The sequence below is a fragment of the Lentzea xinjiangensis genome (genome assembly GCF_900110955.1).
GTDB classification, from domain to species: Bacteria; Actinomycetota; Actinomycetes; order Mycobacteriales; family Pseudonocardiaceae; genus Lentzea; species Lentzea xinjiangensis.
In genome coordinates this window covers 65,251-80,357 of record NZ_FOFR01000028.1, presented here as the reverse complement: position 1 = coordinate 80,357, position 15,107 = coordinate 65,251, and the positions used below count along the sequence as shown (strand labels likewise).

At 72.9% G+C, this 15,107-nt stretch carries 12 protein-coding genes; 5 read left to right on the top strand and 7 right to left on the bottom strand.

From position 1 onward, the window contains the following. Positions 1 to 82: 82 nt before the first annotated feature. On the top strand, positions 83 to 829 hold the full coding sequence (locus BMW88_RS37130) for a class I SAM-dependent methyltransferase (protein ID WP_177221598.1): 747 nt from the start codon (positions 83 to 85) through the stop codon (positions 827 to 829). Positions 830 to 965: 136 nt separating this feature from the next. Here BMW88_RS37130 and BMW88_RS37125 read toward each other — a convergent pair whose 3' ends face one another. Together BMW88_RS37125 and BMW88_RS43750 are read right to left on the bottom strand one after the other, a co-directional pair. Further along, complete coding sequence (locus BMW88_RS37125) at positions 966 to 1,715, bottom strand: DUF899 family protein (RefSeq protein ID WP_089960665.1); 750 nt, start codon at positions 1,713 to 1,715, stop codon at positions 966 to 968. Positions 1,716 to 1,806: 91 nt separating this feature from the next. Beyond that, complete coding sequence (locus BMW88_RS43750; protein ID WP_245778323.1) at positions 1,807 to 2,223, bottom strand: ATP-binding cassette domain-containing protein; 417 nt, start codon at positions 2,221 to 2,223, stop codon at positions 1,807 to 1,809. A gap of 334 nt (positions 2,224 to 2,557) precedes the next feature. On the opposite strand from BMW88_RS43750, the gene BMW88_RS37115 reads away from it, so the two are divergent. Together BMW88_RS37115 and BMW88_RS37110 are read left to right on the top strand one after the other, a co-directional pair. Further along, positions 2,558 to 3,490 (top strand): patatin-like phospholipase family protein, encoded by a 933-nt coding sequence (locus BMW88_RS37115; RefSeq protein WP_245778320.1) that lies wholly within the window; start codon positions 2,558 to 2,560, stop codon positions 3,488 to 3,490. A gap of 218 nt (positions 3,491 to 3,708) precedes the next feature. Continuing rightward, positions 3,709 to 5,181 (top strand): amidase, encoded by a 1,473-nt coding sequence (locus BMW88_RS37110; protein WP_089960662.1) that lies wholly within the window; start codon positions 3,709 to 3,711, stop codon positions 5,179 to 5,181. Here the strand turns inward: BMW88_RS37110 and BMW88_RS37105 are convergent. Further along, a complete protein-coding gene (locus tag BMW88_RS37105) occupies positions 5,171 to 6,124 on the bottom strand; it encodes an alpha/beta fold hydrolase (RefSeq protein ID WP_089960591.1) in 954 nt (317 codons plus the stop codon). The genes BMW88_RS37110 and BMW88_RS37105 overlap by 11 nt on opposite strands. A gap of 68 nt (positions 6,125 to 6,192) precedes the next feature. Here BMW88_RS37105 and BMW88_RS37100 point away from each other — a divergent pair, with 68 nt between their 5' ends. Next, positions 6,193 to 6,834, top strand: a complete 642-nt coding sequence (locus BMW88_RS37100; protein ID WP_089960587.1) for a helix-turn-helix domain-containing protein — start codon at positions 6,193 to 6,195, stop codon at positions 6,832 to 6,834. 251 nt (positions 6,835 to 7,085) lie between these two features. Here BMW88_RS37100 and BMW88_RS37095 read toward each other — a convergent pair whose 3' ends face one another. From BMW88_RS37095 to BMW88_RS37085, 3 genes are read right to left on the bottom strand one after another with little or no spacing between them, the layout of a single operon-like run. Further along, entirely contained in the window at positions 7,086 to 8,432 is a 1,347-nt protein-coding gene (locus tag BMW88_RS37095; RefSeq protein ID WP_089960583.1) for a carboxyl transferase domain-containing protein, read from the bottom strand. Continuing rightward, entirely contained in the window at positions 8,416 to 9,822 is a 1,407-nt protein-coding gene (locus tag BMW88_RS37090; RefSeq protein WP_089960579.1) for an acyl-CoA synthetase, read from the bottom strand. Before BMW88_RS37090 ends, BMW88_RS37095 begins: the two co-directional genes overlap by 17 nt. Positions 9,823 to 9,826: 4 nt before the next feature. Continuing rightward, entirely contained in the window at positions 9,827 to 11,167 is a 1,341-nt protein-coding gene (locus tag BMW88_RS37085) for an SLC13 family permease (protein WP_089960576.1), read from the bottom strand. A 128-nt stretch (positions 11,168 to 11,295) separates the two neighbouring features. Between BMW88_RS37085 and BMW88_RS37080 the strand changes: the two genes are divergently transcribed. Further along, positions 11,296 to 11,997, top strand: a complete 702-nt coding sequence (locus BMW88_RS37080; RefSeq protein ID WP_089960573.1) for a FadR/GntR family transcriptional regulator — start codon at positions 11,296 to 11,298, stop codon at positions 11,995 to 11,997. On the opposite strand, the gene BMW88_RS37075 is transcribed toward BMW88_RS37080, so the two are convergent. Further along, positions 11,975 to 15,010, bottom strand: a complete 3,036-nt coding sequence (locus BMW88_RS37075) for a TIM-barrel domain-containing protein (protein ID WP_089960570.1) — start codon at positions 15,008 to 15,010, stop codon at positions 11,975 to 11,977. The genes BMW88_RS37080 and BMW88_RS37075 overlap by 23 nt on opposite strands. Positions 15,011 to 15,107: the final 97 nt, after the last annotated feature.

The window sequence follows — 15,107 nt, the reverse complement described above, 5'->3', positions numbered from 1 at the left end:
GTCCCGATCATGGCACGGGTCCGCACGCGCCACAGCCGATCCGTCCGAACTCGCCTGATCATCTGGGATGGTCGGAAGGGTGATGAGCGCAGCGCACTTCGACCGCTGGTACACCGACCGATCCGAGTCACCCGTCGCCGACGACCTCGTCCGGCGCGTGCTCGGCCTGCCGCCGGACCTGCGGTCCACCAGCCTGCTGGACGGTGCCGGCCTGGACGAGGTCGTCGCACTCCTGGACCTGCGGCCCGGCCAGGTCCTGCTGGACCTGGCCTGCGGCCGCGGCGGCTACGGCCTGGAGATCGCGCGGCGCACCGGGTGCCGGCTCGTCGGCGTCGACTTCTCCGCGGTCGCCATCGAGCAGGCCCGCGAACGTGCGCGGACACGCGAGTCCGGAGCCGAGTTCCGGGTGGGGACCTTGACGGAGACAGGCCTGGAGACCGCGTCGGCCGACGCCGTCCTCGTCGTCGACGCGATGCAGTTCGCCGACCCGACGGTGGAAGCGCTGCGGGAGTGCCGGCGGGTGCTCGTCCCCGGCGGGCGGCTCGTCATCACGTGCTGGGAACCGGTCGTCCGCCGCGACGAGCGCCTTTCGGCGCGGTTGCTCCGGATGGACTTCGCCGCGCAGCTCCCGCAGGCCGGGTTCGTCGGCGTCGACGTGGTGGAGAGACCGGCGTGGCAGGCGGTCGAGAAGCGGATGTGGGAGGAGGTGCTCGCCGTCGACGCGCCGGACGACCCCGCGATCCGCTCGTTGCAGGAGGAGGCGCGGAGCGTGCTACCGGCTTTCGACCTCCGGCGCCGCGTGCTGGCTACGGCGTTCGCGCCTCGGTGAGGGCGCCACCGCCCCGGCTCCCCGCTGATCACGCAACGCACCGCACGACTCCCGCGATGCGCATCGCGGGAGCAAGCGCGGCGCGTGCGTCCGATCACACAGCGCCGCGCCTCACCACCGCATCTACCCCCGCCGATCAGTGGCAGTGGCTCTGCCGTCCCAGCGTCCGCACCGGTGTCGCTCCCGGCCGGGTCCACTGCGGCGCTGGCCGGCTCGTCTCGTCCCAGGTCGGGTTGCCGTCCGCGTCCGTCCGCCAGAACCAGCCCGCGGGCCGCGCCTCCGGCCAGCCCTCGGGGCGGTCCTCCCACGCCTCACCGCGTCCGCGCACCGTCATGTCCAGGAGCCCGAACGACCCGACGACGCCCTCGATCCCGCGGCCCGTCGTCGAGTAGGTGAGGAACGTGCGGTCGCCGTCGCGCAGGTAGCTGGTCAGGTAGCCCATGTCGCCACCGGCCGGTCCGTCCACGCCGCGCACCGAGTACCACGGCTGCTCGTAGCCCATGAACTCGACGAACGCGGCCACCTCGTCCCAGGCTCCCGTGGTCAGGAACGCGAAGGAGACCCCGCGGACGTTGAGGTAGGCGGCGGTGTCGAAGTGCCACGGCACGGTGGTGCAGCCCTCGCACTGCCCCTGGTGCGGCGCGCCGTCGTACCACATGTGCTTGTAGACGACCAGCTCGTCGCGGCCCTGGAAGAGGTCGATGAAGGGGACCGGGCCATCGGCACCGACGACCTCGGTCTTGCCGTCGAACTCGACCATCGGCAGGCGGCGGCGGGCCGCGGCGATCGCGTCGCCCTCGCGGGTGTGGGCCTTCTCGCGGACCAGGAGTTCGTCGCGGGCCGTCTGCCAGGTGGCGAGGTCGACGATGGGCGGCTGTCCGGTCATGATCAGTCCTCCGTGGTTGGCGTGGTCCTTGCACGGAGGTGTCGAAGCCGCCGGCGGGTTCTCGACGTGGTCCGGCGAACCGGGCCGGGTCTCACCGCGCCAGGGTGATCTCCGCACCGGCCCAGCGCCCGCGCAGCCACCGGTCGTGGCTCGCGACCACGATCGCCCCCGGCCCCGCGCCGAACGCGTCCTCCAGCTCGTCGCACAACGCGGGCGAGAGGTGGTTGGTCGGCTCGTCCAGCAGCAACAGCTCAGGCGGTGACGCCACCGGCGGCGCGAGCGCGAGCCGCCGCTGCTGGCCCACCGGCAACGTCCCGACCGGCTTGCCGAGGTCCCGCCGGTGCAGCAGTCCCAACGACTTCAGCGGCACCTCCGCGACCCGGTCGGCGCCGAGCGCGCGGCCGTAGGTGCCCCGCGCGGTGAGCCGGGGCTTGGCGAACGTGGCGTCCTGGTCGAGCAGGCCGGGCCGGCGCCGCACCCCCGCCGCCTGGAACCGCCCGGCCAGCACGAGCAGCAACGTCGCCTTGCCCGCGCCGTTCGGGGCGGCGAGCGCGATGCGCTCCGGCCCCGGATCGCGAGGTCCGCGCCGTCGAACAGGTCCCGCACCCGGACACCGGTGCCCAGGAAGAGCGTGCGGCCCGCCGGGACGGCGGTCCGCGGCAGCTCCAGGCTGATCTTCTGGTCCTCTTCGAACGGCCGCTCGGCCCGGTCGAGCTTCTCGCGCGCCACGCCCAGCCAGGCCGCGTGCGAGCTCCTCTTAGGAGGCGTTGATCTCGTCAGCCACGTTAGCACCCGTCACAAACCAATAGCGGGGACGAGCCGACCCAGGTTCACTCGGTGTGGTGAGCACTTTGGAGTTGTTGCGCGAACGCACGCGGCGGGGGAGCAAGCCGGGGCAACGGGACGACGGCGCACGCCTGGTGCTGCTGGTCGAAGGGGGCAGTTCGCGCGGCGTCTACTCGAGCGGCATGACCGTCGCGATCGAGGAGCTCGGCCTGCTGCCGGCGTTCGACGCCGTCTACGGCAGCTCGGCGGGGTCCCTGAACGCGGCCTGGCTGCTGTGCGGGCGGGCGGGCAGCAGCAAGCACGCGTGGTGGGACCCGGCCGTCATGCGCACCACCATCGACCCGAGGCGCGCGTTCGGCAGACGGCCGGTCATCGACACCCAGCACCTCATCCACACCGTCTACACGCAGGTCGTGCCCATGGGCTTCCAGGAGATCCTCGACAACCCCGTCGAGTTCCACCCGATGGCCACGGACGCCCTCACCGGTGAGCCCGCCGACCTGCACGCCCACGTGCGCGACCAGGCGAGCCTGCAGGCCGCGCTGCGGGCGTCGACGGCCATGCCGCTGCTCGCCGGCGAGCCGGTCGTGATCGACGGCCGCCCGTACGTCGACGCCGGGCTCACCGAGATGGTCCCGGTGCGGACGGCGCTAGCCCAGGGCGCCACCCACGTCGTCGCCCTGCGCACCCGCCGGGAGGACGAGATCGCGGTGCCCCCGTCGCGCGGCGAGCGCCTGGTGCTGTCGCGCTGGTTCGCCCGGTACGCCCCGGGAGCGGCCGAGCCCTGGCTGCGGCGCGTGGAGGGCTGGGCCCAGGAGGAGGAGGCCCTCGCGTCGCACCCCGCCTGCCTGCAGATCCGCCCACCGCTCGGCAGCGCGCGGATCGGCCGCACGGAACGACGTCCGCGCGTGATGCGGGACGCCCTGGAGGTCGGGGTGCGCGCGGCCGTGAAGGAGCTGGGGCTCGTGGCGTCGGCCAGCGGGCGCTGAGCCGGCGGTGGCGGGTGGTTCGCGTACTCCGTGGGCGGCGGCACCCTGGTGATCGGGCCGCCGGATTGCAGGCATCTGCTCACCCGGTACTCACAGTGCTACCCGCCGTGGGCGAACCTCGCCGGGGTACCCGCGATCTCCCTTCCGTCGCACCTGGACGATGCCGGCCTGTGGCCGTGGCGCCGTCCCTCGGACGGGTGAACAGCTACGTTGATCGCGTGGACTTCGACGAGTACCGGAAGTACGACGCGACCGGGCTGGCCCGGCTCGTCGCGGACAGGCAGGTGTCCGCGGCCGAACTGCTCGCCGTGGCGCGGGAACGCGCCGAAGCGGTGAACCCGAAGCTCAACGCGATCGTCCGGGACGTGCCCGCCGAGCCGTCGGACGACCTCACCGGGCCGTTCGCCGGCGTGCCGTTCCTGATCAAGGACCTCGGCCAGGACTACGCGGGCCTGCCGACCTCGAACGGCTCCCGGTCGCTGATGGCGCATCGCGCCACCGAGCACTCGACCGTCGTGCGGCGCTGGCTCGACGCCGGTCTGGTCATCTTCGGCAAGACGAACCTGCCGGAGTTCGGCGCGAAGGCGATCAGCGAGTCGGTCGCGTGGGGTCCCGCGCGCAACCCGTGGGACCTCAGCCGGACGCCCGGCGGTTCCTCCGGCGGGTCGGCGGCCGCGGTCGCCGCCGGGATCGTGCCGTGCGCCGGCGCGAACGACGGCGGTGGCTCGACCCGGATCCCGGCGGCCTGCTGCGGGCTCGTGGGGCTCAAGCCGGGCCGCGGGCTCACGCCGTTCGGCCCGGAGTCCGCCGAGATGATGCACGGCGCGGCGGTGCAGGGCGTCGTGTCCCGGACCGTGCGCGACACGGCCGCGATGCTCGACGTGATCTGCGGCGGCGAGCCGTCCGGGCCGTACTCGCCCGCGATGCCGGGCTCCTCGTTCGCCTCCTGCGCCGGCGCCCCGGTCGGGAAGCTGAGGATCGGCTTCCGCGTCCCGTCCGCGATCACCCCGGACCCGCATCCCGAAGCCGTCAGGGCGGTGGAGAACGCGGTCCGGGTGCTGACCGGCCTCGGCCACCACGTCGAGGAGCTGCCGCGGGCGCCGTTCGACGACGCCGCGCTCGCCAAGGACTTCCTGCTCACGTGGTTCGTCAGCCTCGCGTGGAAGGTGGCGGACGCCCGGCGCCTGACCAAGGCGCCGGACGCCGCGTTCGAACGCGACACGCTGCTCATGGCCGCGCTGGGACGGGCCACGAGCAGCGTTGAGTACGTGGACGCCGTGCACCGGCGGCACGAGCACACCCGCCGCCTGAGCGCCTTCTTCGAGTCCTACGACCTGCTGCTGACGCCGACCCTGGCCACGCCGCCGCCGAAGATCGGCGCGTTCGACCTGCCGGTGTCGCTGCGGCGCGCGACCGACGTGCTGCTGCGGACCCGCACGGCCCGGTTCCTGCGGCACACCAAGGTCGTCGACGACATGATCAGGGACAACCTCGGCTGGGTGCCGTACACGCAGCTCGCGAACATCACCGGCCGGCCCGCGATCTCGCTGCCCCTGCACCGGACCGCGGACGGCCTGCCGCTCGGCGTGCAGTTCGTCGCGCCGCTCGCGGGCGAGTCGCTGCTGATCCGGCTCGCGGCCCAGCTCGAGGAGGCGGCGCCGTGGGCGTACCACCTCCCGGTCATGAGCTGAGGAAGCGCACCAGCTCCGCGGTGACGAACCCGGGGTTCTCCTCGACGAGCCAGTGCCCGGCGCCCGGCACGTCCACCGCCCGGACGATGTTCGTCATCCGCGGGGCGGCCGTGGCGCGGATGGCCTCGGCCTGCCCTTCCGCTGCCATGACCAGCGTCGGTGCGGTGACCGGCCGCGCGGCCTCGGTGTCGCGGACGTCCTGGTCGAGTGTGCGGTACAGCTCGAAGCCGTTCGTCAGCGCGTTGCGGTAGGTGCGTGCGTACTCGTCGACCTCGGCGTCGCTGAACGGGGACTTCGTCGAGGTGCCGCCGAACGCCGTGCCCTGGTGGGAGACCTGCGGGTAGAACAGCTCCAGGTACTCGCGGACGTCGTCGTCGACGAGCGCCTCCGGGACCCGGCGCTGCGAGTGGAACGCGATGTGCCAGCTCAGCGCGCGATACGTGCGCGCGTCGATCGCGGGGCCGGGCAGCGGCAGGTCGAGGTAGCCGAGGCGGGCGGTGTCGGCGGGGAACTGGCTCGCGTACTGGAACGCGACGGCGGCGCCGAGGTCGTGGCCGATGATCGAGGGCTGCCTGAGGCCGAGCCGGCTGGTCAGTCCGTGGACGTACCGCGCGAGCGTGGCCTTGTCGTAGCCCGTCGGCGTGCCGGAGCTGTCGCCCAGGCCCGGCAGGTCGACGGCGTAGACGGTGTGGTGTTCGGCGAGCGCGGGCATGATCGGCCACCAGCCGTACCAGGTCTGCGGCCAGCCGTGCAGCAGCACGACCGGGCTGCCGCTGCCACCGGCCACGTAGTGCAGCCGGACGCCGTCGACGTCGGCGAACTCGTGCCGGAACGTGCTCTGGAACGCCGGGTCGTGCTGGGTGGCGGCCGCGTGCGGCGAGGTTTCCTCCGTGGTCGCGCAGGCCGTGATCAGCAGGAGCAGAGCGAGTACGAGGCGTTTCATGCCGATCAGCGTCGTTCGTCGGCCGCCGGTCTGGCACGAAAATTTGCCGTCCTGGCAAGATCCTGGACGTGCACCGCGAAACGGAAGAAGTGCTGGACGCCGTCGGACCACGCCTGCGCGCGCTGCGCCGTCATCGCGGCATCACGCTCGCTGAGCTGTCCACGACCACGGGCATCTCGGAGAGCACCCTGTCCCGCCTGGAGAGCGGGCAGCGCCGCGCGACGCTGGAGCTGCTGCTCCCGCTGGCGCGCACCTACGACGTGCCGCTGGACGACCTCGTCGGCGCCCCGCGCACCGGCGACCCCCGCATCCACCTGACGCCGATCCACCGGTTCGGAATGACGTTCGTGCCGCTGTCCCGGCGGCCGGGCGGCGTGCAGGCGTTCAAGATGCTCATCCCGGCCACGAAGGAACCGCTCGAACCGGCGCTGAAGACCCACGACGGCTTCGAGTGGCTGTACGTCCTCAACGGACGGCTGCGGCTCGTGCTCGACGACCTCGACCTCACGCTGCCGCCGGGGGAGGCGGCCGAGTTCGACACGTCGTCACCGCACTGGCTGGGCAGCGCGGACGGCGGCGCGGTCGAGCTGGTGATCCTGTTCGACCCGCAGGGAATGCGCACGCACATCCACGCCGACCAGCCGGCGCGGGGCGAGACCGCCGGGCCGGTCAGCCCGGCCGCGTCCCCGTTCGGTCGGCGTCGGCGGTGACGGCGCCGAGCCCGGCCGCCGCGCCCGCCCTGGCTCGGACGAGCCGCGGGCGGTGCGGGCACAGGTCGGCCCAGCCGGTTCCGCCCGGCGTGGGTGACGGGCCGGCCCACGCCCGCCGGGCGCGCGGGCACCGGCCGACTGGAGGAACCCGGGAAAGGTCGATCGCCGCTTCGGTGTTGTGATCGCGTCCGCTACCCGCCGGCCGGTTACCCGCCGGCCGGTTACCCGCCGGCCGGTTACCCGCTGGCCGGCTACCCGACGGTCGCCTGGTCCACCGGCCGGTCGAACCGGGCGATCCCGCGGGCGACGCCCAGCTCGACCAAGTCCTGCGGCCGCAGCCGCAGCTCGTCCGCCGTCCGCCTGGCCTGCGCCGGGTCCCGTTTCAGGATGGCCGCCGCCAGCTCGGGTGAGATCACCGCGAGGTAGCTGTCCGGTGCCGCCCACATCCGGTCCGGCGCCGCGAACGCCAGCGCGCCACCGGATCCGCCCTCGCCGATCAGCAGGGTCGTCACCGGCACGCGTGCCTCGGCGACCGCGGTGAACATGTCCGCGATCGCCGCGCCCGCGCCCGCCTTCTCGGCCGCCGCGTCGTTGGCAGCGCCCGGCGTGTCCACGAGCGTCAGCACCGGGACGCCGAGCCGGTCGGCCAGCCGGACCAGGCGGGCCGCCGTGCGGAACCCGGCCGGCCTGGTGGCCGTGCCGTCCTGGGCGGCGTAGGCGACCGTCACGCCGCCGCGGTGCCCGAACCCGCACAGCACACCGGGATCCACGCCGCCGGCGCGGTCGCCGCTGATCGGCTCGTGCCAGTCGAAGTAGGCCGCGAGGTACTGGGTGGCGCGAGGGCGTCCCGGCGCGCGGGCCCGGTGCACCGCGTCCCAGCCGGTCTCCGGCAGCGTCGCCGAGCCCAGCGCCGGTGGCACCGCCGCCGGCCCGGTCAGCGGTGTGGTGAGCAGCCGCAACCACCGCTCCAGCCGCGGGCGCAGCTCCTCCGGGGGCACGAGCTGGTCGACCAGACCGGCCGCGAACTGGTGCGTGACCGAGTAGCCCGGCGGGCGCACCCGCGACCCGGCGAACCCGACCTGGGCGCCGCGCAGGCCGAGCACGACGTCCGCGCCCGCGCCGAGGGTGGCCCAGCCGCCGCCGGTGGTGGGATCGCGCAGGACGGCGATGTGCGGCAGCCCCGCCTCGCGGGTCAACGCGATCTGCCGGGCGATGCGGGGTAGCTGCATCAGCGCGAGCGTGCCCTCCTGCATCCGGCTGCCACCGGTCGCGACCAGCGACACGACCGGCACGCCCAGCTCGCGCGCCCTGGTGAACGCCTGCTCGACGAGGGCGCCGGTGCGGGTGCCCAGCGACCCTCCCAGGAACCCGAACTCGAACGCCACCACGACCGCGGTGACGCCACCGATCTCCGCGAGCCCGCACACGACGGACTCGCGTTCCCCGGTCAGCTCCTCCGCCCGTGCGAGCTGGCCGCCGTAGCCCGGCCAGGCCAGCGGTCCGTCCACCGCCGCCGGACGGGCGGCGCCGGGGAACTCGGTGAAGACCGGCGCGAGCCGTGCGACCAGCGCGCGAGCCGGCTCACGTGCGGAGGGCACGCTTCATCACCTTGCCCATGTCGTTGCGCGGCAACGACTCGACGAACCGCACCACCCGCGGCCGCTTGTGCGGGGTGAGCAGCCGCGCGACGTGGCCCGCGAGCTCGTCGGCGGACGGCGCCGCCCCGGCGGGCACCACCCAGGCGACGATCCGCTCGCCGAGGTCGTCGTCCGGCTCGCCGGTCACCGCCGCCTCGGCCACCGCCGGGTGCTCCAGCAGCGCGTTCTCGATCTCCCCGGCGCCGATCTTGTAGCCGCCGCTCTTGATGATGTCCGTGGCCTTGCGGCCGACGATGCGGTAGTAGCCGTCCGCGTCGCGGGTGCCGACGTCACCGGTGCGGAACCAGCCGTCCGCGAACGCCTCGGCGGTCGCGTCGGGCCGGTTCAGGTACTCGGTGAAGAGGTTCGGCCCGCGGACCTGGATCTCGCCCACCGCGCCGGTGTCGTCCAGCTCCGCGCCGCTGTCGTCGACGAGCCGCACCTCGACGCCCGGCAGCGGCACGCCGACCGCGCCGGGCCGGCGGTCGCCGTCCGCGCGCACGCTCGTGTTCATCAGCGTCTCGGTCATGCCGTACCGCTCGACGACCCGCTGCCCGGTCGCCGCGGCGATCCGCTCGTGGTCGCGCACCGGCAACGCCGCCGAGCCCGACACCAGCAACCGCGCCCGCCGCAACGCCTCGGCGAGCTCCGGGTTGTCGCCGACCTCCTCGGCGACGCGGTGGTACATCGTCGGCACGCCGAACATCATCGTGCCGTCCCCGGACAGCGCCCGCGCGACCTGCTCGGTGGAGAACTTGCCCAGGTGGTGCAGCGTGCCGCCGCGCCGCAACGGCCCCAGCACGCCGAGGATCAGGCCGTGCACGTGGAACAACGGCAACGCGTGCACCAGCACGTCCTCGTCAGTCCACTGCCAGGCCTGCGCCACGGCGTCCAAAGTGGACACGATCGCGCGGCGGGGCAGCACCACGCCCTTGGGGGAGCCGGTGGTGCCGGAGGTGTAGACGATCAGGGCAGGCGCCTCGTCGCCGGGGTCGGTGAACCCGGCCGCGTCGTCACCGTCGAGCGTGACGTCCTCGCGCGGCACCTGGTGCAGACCTTCCGGCAACGGCGTGCCGGGCGCCGCGAGCACGGCGGCCGGTGCGCTGTCCGCGACGATGTGCGCGAGCTCGCGTTCGCCGACCTTGGGGTTGAGCGGCACGGCGGGCACCCCGGCGAGCAACGCGGCGACGACGCCGACGCACGTCTCGATGGTCGGTGTCGCCCAGACGGCGACACGAGGCAGCCCGTGCAGCCGCCGCGCCAGTGCTCCGGCGCAGGCCGCCAGCTCGGCGTGGGTCAGGGTGTGGTCGCCGAAGCGGAGGGCGACGCGGTTCGACCGCAGGGGGAACATGTGCTCACCGGATTCCGGGGACGACGAGGGCGAGCCAGACCAGCGGCGGCGCCGCCGCGACCATGATCCCGCCGTAGACCATGAGCTGCTTGAAGAACTTGTCGCGGTCGACGTCCTGCGCACCGGCCAGCACCAGCGCGCCGTTGGTGGAGAACGGGCTCACGTCGACCACCGTCGCCGACACCGCGAGCGCCGCGATGAGCCCGACCGCGCTGACCTCGCCCTGCAGCAGGAAGGGCACGGCCAACGGGATCAACGCGCCCATGATGCCGACCGACGAGGCGAACGCCGACACGATCGCGCCGATGTAGCAGATCAGCAGGGCCGCGAGCAGCGGGGCGCCGACACCCGCCACCGAGTCGCCCGCCCACTTGATCGTGCCCATCGTCTGCAGCACGGCGACGTAGGTGAGGATGCCGCAGATCAGCAGCACCGTCGGCCAGGTGATCTGGGTGATCGCCTGCTTGCTCGTCTCCGGCCACACCACGCTCAGCAGCACCGCGACGCTGATCGCGGCGAGGCCGACGTCGAGGTCGAACCCCAGCGCCGCCACGACGAGCGCGACCAGGCCGGCGAGGGTGGCGGCACGGGGCGCGGTGAGGGCGATCCGCTCCTCGGCCTCGGCGACGTCACGGCCGGGTCCGCCGGCCGTGGTGACACCGGCGCCGCCGCCCGTCCCGCCGGCCCGCCCGGCCTCGGCGTCACCGCCGCCGACCAGCGCGGGCGCCTGCACCGGCTGCCGCGCGAGCTTCATCCCGCCGAACACCGCGAACACCACGGCGGCGATCAGCAGGTTGACCACGAGACTGGCCAGGAACAGCACGATCTCGTTGCCCGGCAACCCCTCCTTGGCCACGATGCCGTTCACGATCGTGCCGTAGATGCTGATGGGGGAGAACCCGCCCGCCTGCGCGCCGTGCACCACCATGACGCCCATCAGCAGCGGGCTGATCCGGTACCTGGCGGCGAACCCCATCGCGATCGGCGCGACGATCGCGACCGCCGCCGGGCTCACCGCGCCGATCGCGGTCAGCACCCCGGTGATCGCGAACATCACCCACGGCATCAGCGCGATCCGCCCGCCCACCAGCCGGATCGCCTGGTGCACCAACCAGTCGGTGGTGCCGTTCGCCCGCGCGATGGCGAACAGGAAGGTCACGCCGACCAGCACGACGAACAGCGAGCCGGGGAAGCCCTTGAAGATGTCGTCGGTCTTCATGTCCGCGACCAGCGTGCCGACCCCGAAGGCCGCCGCGAACGCGAGCGCGCCCATGTTGATCGACCGGGTCGTGGCGATCACGAACACCACGACCAGCACGAGTATCGAGATGAGTTCCGCGGACATGCAGGGCTCCCGTCGTTGGGGCTCTCGCAGGGCAGTGGCCAAGTGGCTCAGCCACTTTCCGCCCGGTGTCCACCGGCTGTCAAGAGGTGGCCTAGTGGCTGAGCCACTTGACCGGTTATCCTGGGCCGATGTCCGAGGCACTGCGGCCGATGGTCAAGTCCCGCCTCTACGAGCAGGTGCTCGAACGCCTGCGCGCGTACGTGGGCGAGGCCGGTCTGAGCGCCGGGGACAAGCTGCCCGCCGAACGCGACCTCGCCGCGAGCCTCGGCGTGAGCCGCGCGTCGGTGAAGCAGGCGATCGTGGTGCTGGAGGTCCAGGGCCTCGTCGAAGCGCGGCACGGCGGTGGCACCTACCTCGTCCGGGACACCCTCGACGTCGAGCCGGTCGAGCAGCTCGTCGAACGCCGCAAGCGCCTCCCGGAGGTGCTGGAGGCGCGCGAGGCGCTCGAGACCAAGCTCGCCGAACTCGCCGCCGAACGCCGCACCGACGCCGAGCTGGAGGACATCCGGCGGGCTCTGGTCCTCATGGAGGCCGAGATCGCCGAGGGCGGCTTCGGCGTGGAGGGCGACAGGCGCTTCCACGCCGCCGTCACCGCCGCCGCGCACAGCTCGCTGCTCGCGGACTTCATGAAGACCATCGCCGGCCAGATCACCGAGAGCCGGAACGAGTCGCTGCGCCAGCCGGGTCGCCCGTCCCGGTCGCTGGCGCAGCACACGGCGATCTACGAGGCGATCGCCGCGGGCGATGCGAGGAAAGCCGCCTCAGCCATGCGCAAGCACGTGCGCACGGTGGCCAAGGTGCGGCTGCTCACCTGGGTGCCCGAAGACTGATCACCACCCGTTGGTGCGCCGACTTGCCCGATGCCTTGACGGTGCGGGTCGAGCCGTCCGCCTCGTGCACGACGACCGTCCAGTCCCGTTTGGACACCTTGCCCGGGAACCAGCCCTTGGCCGGGTGCACCGTCACGGTGTCGCGGTCCTGGGTGATCCGGGTGCGCGCCGCCAGCTTGCGCTCGTTGTCCTCGTAGAGCGTGAACTCGCCCTTCGCGCCGGCCGTCACGTGCACGGTCAGCTCGTCGGTGGCGTTCTGGACGTCGTTGGCCACGTTGTTCGTGCGCTCCACCAGCAAGCCGCCCGCGCGCAGGAACACCGGCATGGTGTCCCAGCCCGCGCTGACGGTCGCCCAGGTGTTGCCCTGGTAGGTGCGGCCGGTGAAGTAGTCGGTCCACTCGCCCGGCGGGAACCAGACCCTCGTCTCGCCGACCTCGCCCGGCGTGGTGATCGGCGCGACCAGCACGTCCGGCCCGAGCAGGAACTGCGTGTCCACAGTGGAGTACGCCTCCGGGCTGCCGGGGTGCTCCAGGTAGGCGGGGCGCACCAGCGGCACGCCGGTGCGGTTCGCCTCCTCCGCCAGCGTGTAGATGTACGGCACCAGGCGTTCGCGCAGGTTGAGGAACTTCGTCGCCGACGCCTGCGCGGCCGGTCCGTACTGCCACGGCAACCGGTCGCCGTGGTTGCTGTGCAGGCGGGTGATGGGCTGGAACGCGCCGAGCTGCACCCACCGCGCGTACAGGTCGTCCGGCAGCTTGGTGGTGTAGCGGAGCTGGCCGTTGTCGAGGTAGGTCTCCGACCCGCGCAGGCCCGTGGTGTCGTTGTGGCCGCCGATGTCGTGGCTGATCGAGGCCATTCCCGTCGCCACGCCCTCGGCCGAGGTGTAGCCGATGGTCCCCTTCATCGCGCCCCACGTCGACGAGGTGTCGCCGGTGAAGTGCAGGGTGTGGCGCTTCTCGGCCCACGGCCCGGTCGGCAGCGGCCCGGAGCCGCTGTAGCCGCCCGCCTGCAGCGACCCGAACCCGCGGGAGAACGCGAACCCGCCCTGCAGCTTCGAGTACTGCTCGTTGATCCACGTGTCCGGCGTGACGCCGCGCAGCGAGGAACCGGAACCGTCGCAGCACCAGTCGAGCCACCAGAAGTCGGTGGGCATGTTCCGGTGCAGCTCCAGGTACGCCCGCAGCTGGTCGGGGTCGCCCCAGTCGAAGACGTAGCAGTCGTTGCAGGAACCCTTGGCCAGCTTGCCCTTCGCCGTCGCCTGCGCGCGCGGGAAGTCCGGGTCGCTGCCCTGGATGCTCGGGTGGATGTTGAGCGTGCTGTGCAGGCCCTCCCCGTGCGCCCAGTCCAGGAACCCCTGCGGGTCCGGGAACTTCGACTGGTCCATCCGCCAGCCGTTCCAGAGGTTGTGCGCCTTGAAGTCGGTGTCGACCACCAGCACGTCCAGCGGTACCCCGTGCTGGCGGAACGCCGGCAGGATCCGGTCGCGGTAGTCCGCGGCGGTCCTGTCCATGTACTGGGAGTACCAGACGCCGTAGGCCCAGCGCGGCAACAGCTTCGGCCCGCCGGTCAGCGTCGCGAGGTCGCCCAGCGCGGTCTTGTAGTCCTGGCCGTAGCCGAACACGTACCCGTCCTGGTACGGCTGCGCGCCCCGGTCGGGCCGCGGCGTGGCGTTGGCGAGCGCGGAACCCGTGTCGTCGAGCAGGTACCAGCCGTCGCGGTGCAGCAGGCCGGGGTACAGGCGGGGATCGCCGTTGGTGCCCGTGTAGCCGTCCAGCGAGCGCCGGTACCCGCCGAGCGCCAGGTGCTGCGTCGACGTGTTAAGCCCGATGGTGTCCAGGTTGACGTGGCAGCCGGTGTCCGGGCACGTGACCGTGAGGTCGGAGGTGCCCGCGGGCAGCGGGACCTGTGCCGTCGCGGTGGCCCAGGTCGCCCAGTTCGCCGTCACCGGCAGCGTGACCGCCTGCCCGTTCAGCAGGACGGTCCGCGGTTCGTGCTTGCCGTCACCGCCGACACCGTTGGCGTACCGCAGCACCACCGGGTAGGTGCCGGCGGTGGGAACGCTGGTCACGCGCTGGCTGAGCCGCGTGCCACCGGCCATCTCGGCGACGAACCCGGTGCCCGCGAACCCCGCGTGGTCCTCCGCGATCTTGGCCGGTCCGCTGAGCAGGCCGTTCTCGGCCTCGCAGCTCGTGCCGAACCGGCAGTCGTCCGTCGCCCTGGTGCTCGGGTACGGCTGGCCGGGGGTGAGCAGAGCCAGGCTGTCAACGTTGACATTGCCCGAGTCGGCGGCAGTCCGGGTGAGCGCGACGCGGTGCTCACCGGCCGGGAGGTCGACCTCCGTGACGACCTGCCGCCAGTCGCCCCAGTCCGCGGTCGCGGGCAACGTGATCTGCTGGGCGGCCCGCCCGTCGACGCTCAGGCTGAGCGTGCGGCCCTCGTGCTTGCCGTCGCCGCCACGCCCGTTCGCGTACCGCACGGCCACCTGGTGCCTGCCCGCACTGGTGGCGCGCACGGTCGCCGTGACCGCGTGGTTGGTGTAGGAGAAGCCGGCGACGAAGCCCGAGCCGGTGTGCCCGGGGTGGTCGGCCGCGATGAGCATCCCCTCCCGGTGCTGCTCCTCGGCCTCGCAGAGCTGACCGGTCGCACAGACCACCCGCCGCCACGGGGACGCGGTCGTGCCACCTGTCCTGAGCTCGAGGTTGTCCGCGCGGAACGGGCCGGAGCCCACGCGGTAGCGCAGGGTCATGGCCGAGGTCGTGATGGTCAGCCATCCGTCCTCGACGCGTGACCGATAAGCCGTCCGGGGGAAGCCCGTCCGGTTTACAACGTTGTAAGAGGCCGCGTTCTCGAAGTTGCGGTCTCCCGCGTACTCGGTTCTGACCAGGGTGGGGGAGAGGACCTGGAACCTGGCCTGCCCGGAGATGACCGTGTTCGTCGGCTGGGCCGTCGCCGGTGCGGGCAGGGCAAGTGTGACCAGTGCCAATAGGGGGATGACTGTCGAGCGTTTCCGCATCGCGCTCCTCGTCTGACGCCGTCGGCTTCCGAGGTGTTCAGGGCGCTGAACTCCCCCACCCTGGCGTGCGGAAGTGGAGCGATCAAGACTCCACTCG

Bases quoted from the DNA above. Each gene is read 5' to 3' on its own strand.
- BMW88_RS37090 (WP_089960579.1), bottom strand. From the start codon at position 9,822: ATGTTCCCCCTGCGGTCGAACCGCGTCGCCCTCCGCTTCGGCGACCAC.
- BMW88_RS37105 (WP_089960591.1), bottom strand. From the start codon at position 6,124: ATGAAACGCCTCGTACTCGCTCTGCTCCTGCTGATCACGGCCTGCGCG.
- BMW88_RS37085 (WP_089960576.1), bottom strand. From the start codon at position 11,167: ATGTCCGCGGAACTCATCTCGATACTCGTGCTGGTCGTGGTGTTCGTG.
- BMW88_RS37130 (WP_177221598.1), top strand. From the start codon at position 83: ATGAGCGCAGCGCACTTCGACCGCTGGTACACCGACCGATCCGAGTCA.
- BMW88_RS37075 (WP_089960570.1), bottom strand. From the start codon at position 15,010: ATGCGGAAACGCTCGACAGTCATCCCCCTATTGGCACTGGTCACACTT.
- BMW88_RS37080 (WP_089960573.1), top strand. From the start codon at position 11,296: ATGTCCGAGGCACTGCGGCCGATGGTCAAGTCCCGCCTCTACGAGCAG.
- BMW88_RS37125 (WP_089960665.1), bottom strand. From the start codon at position 1,715: ATGACCGGACAGCCGCCCATCGTCGACCTCGCCACCTGGCAGACGGCC.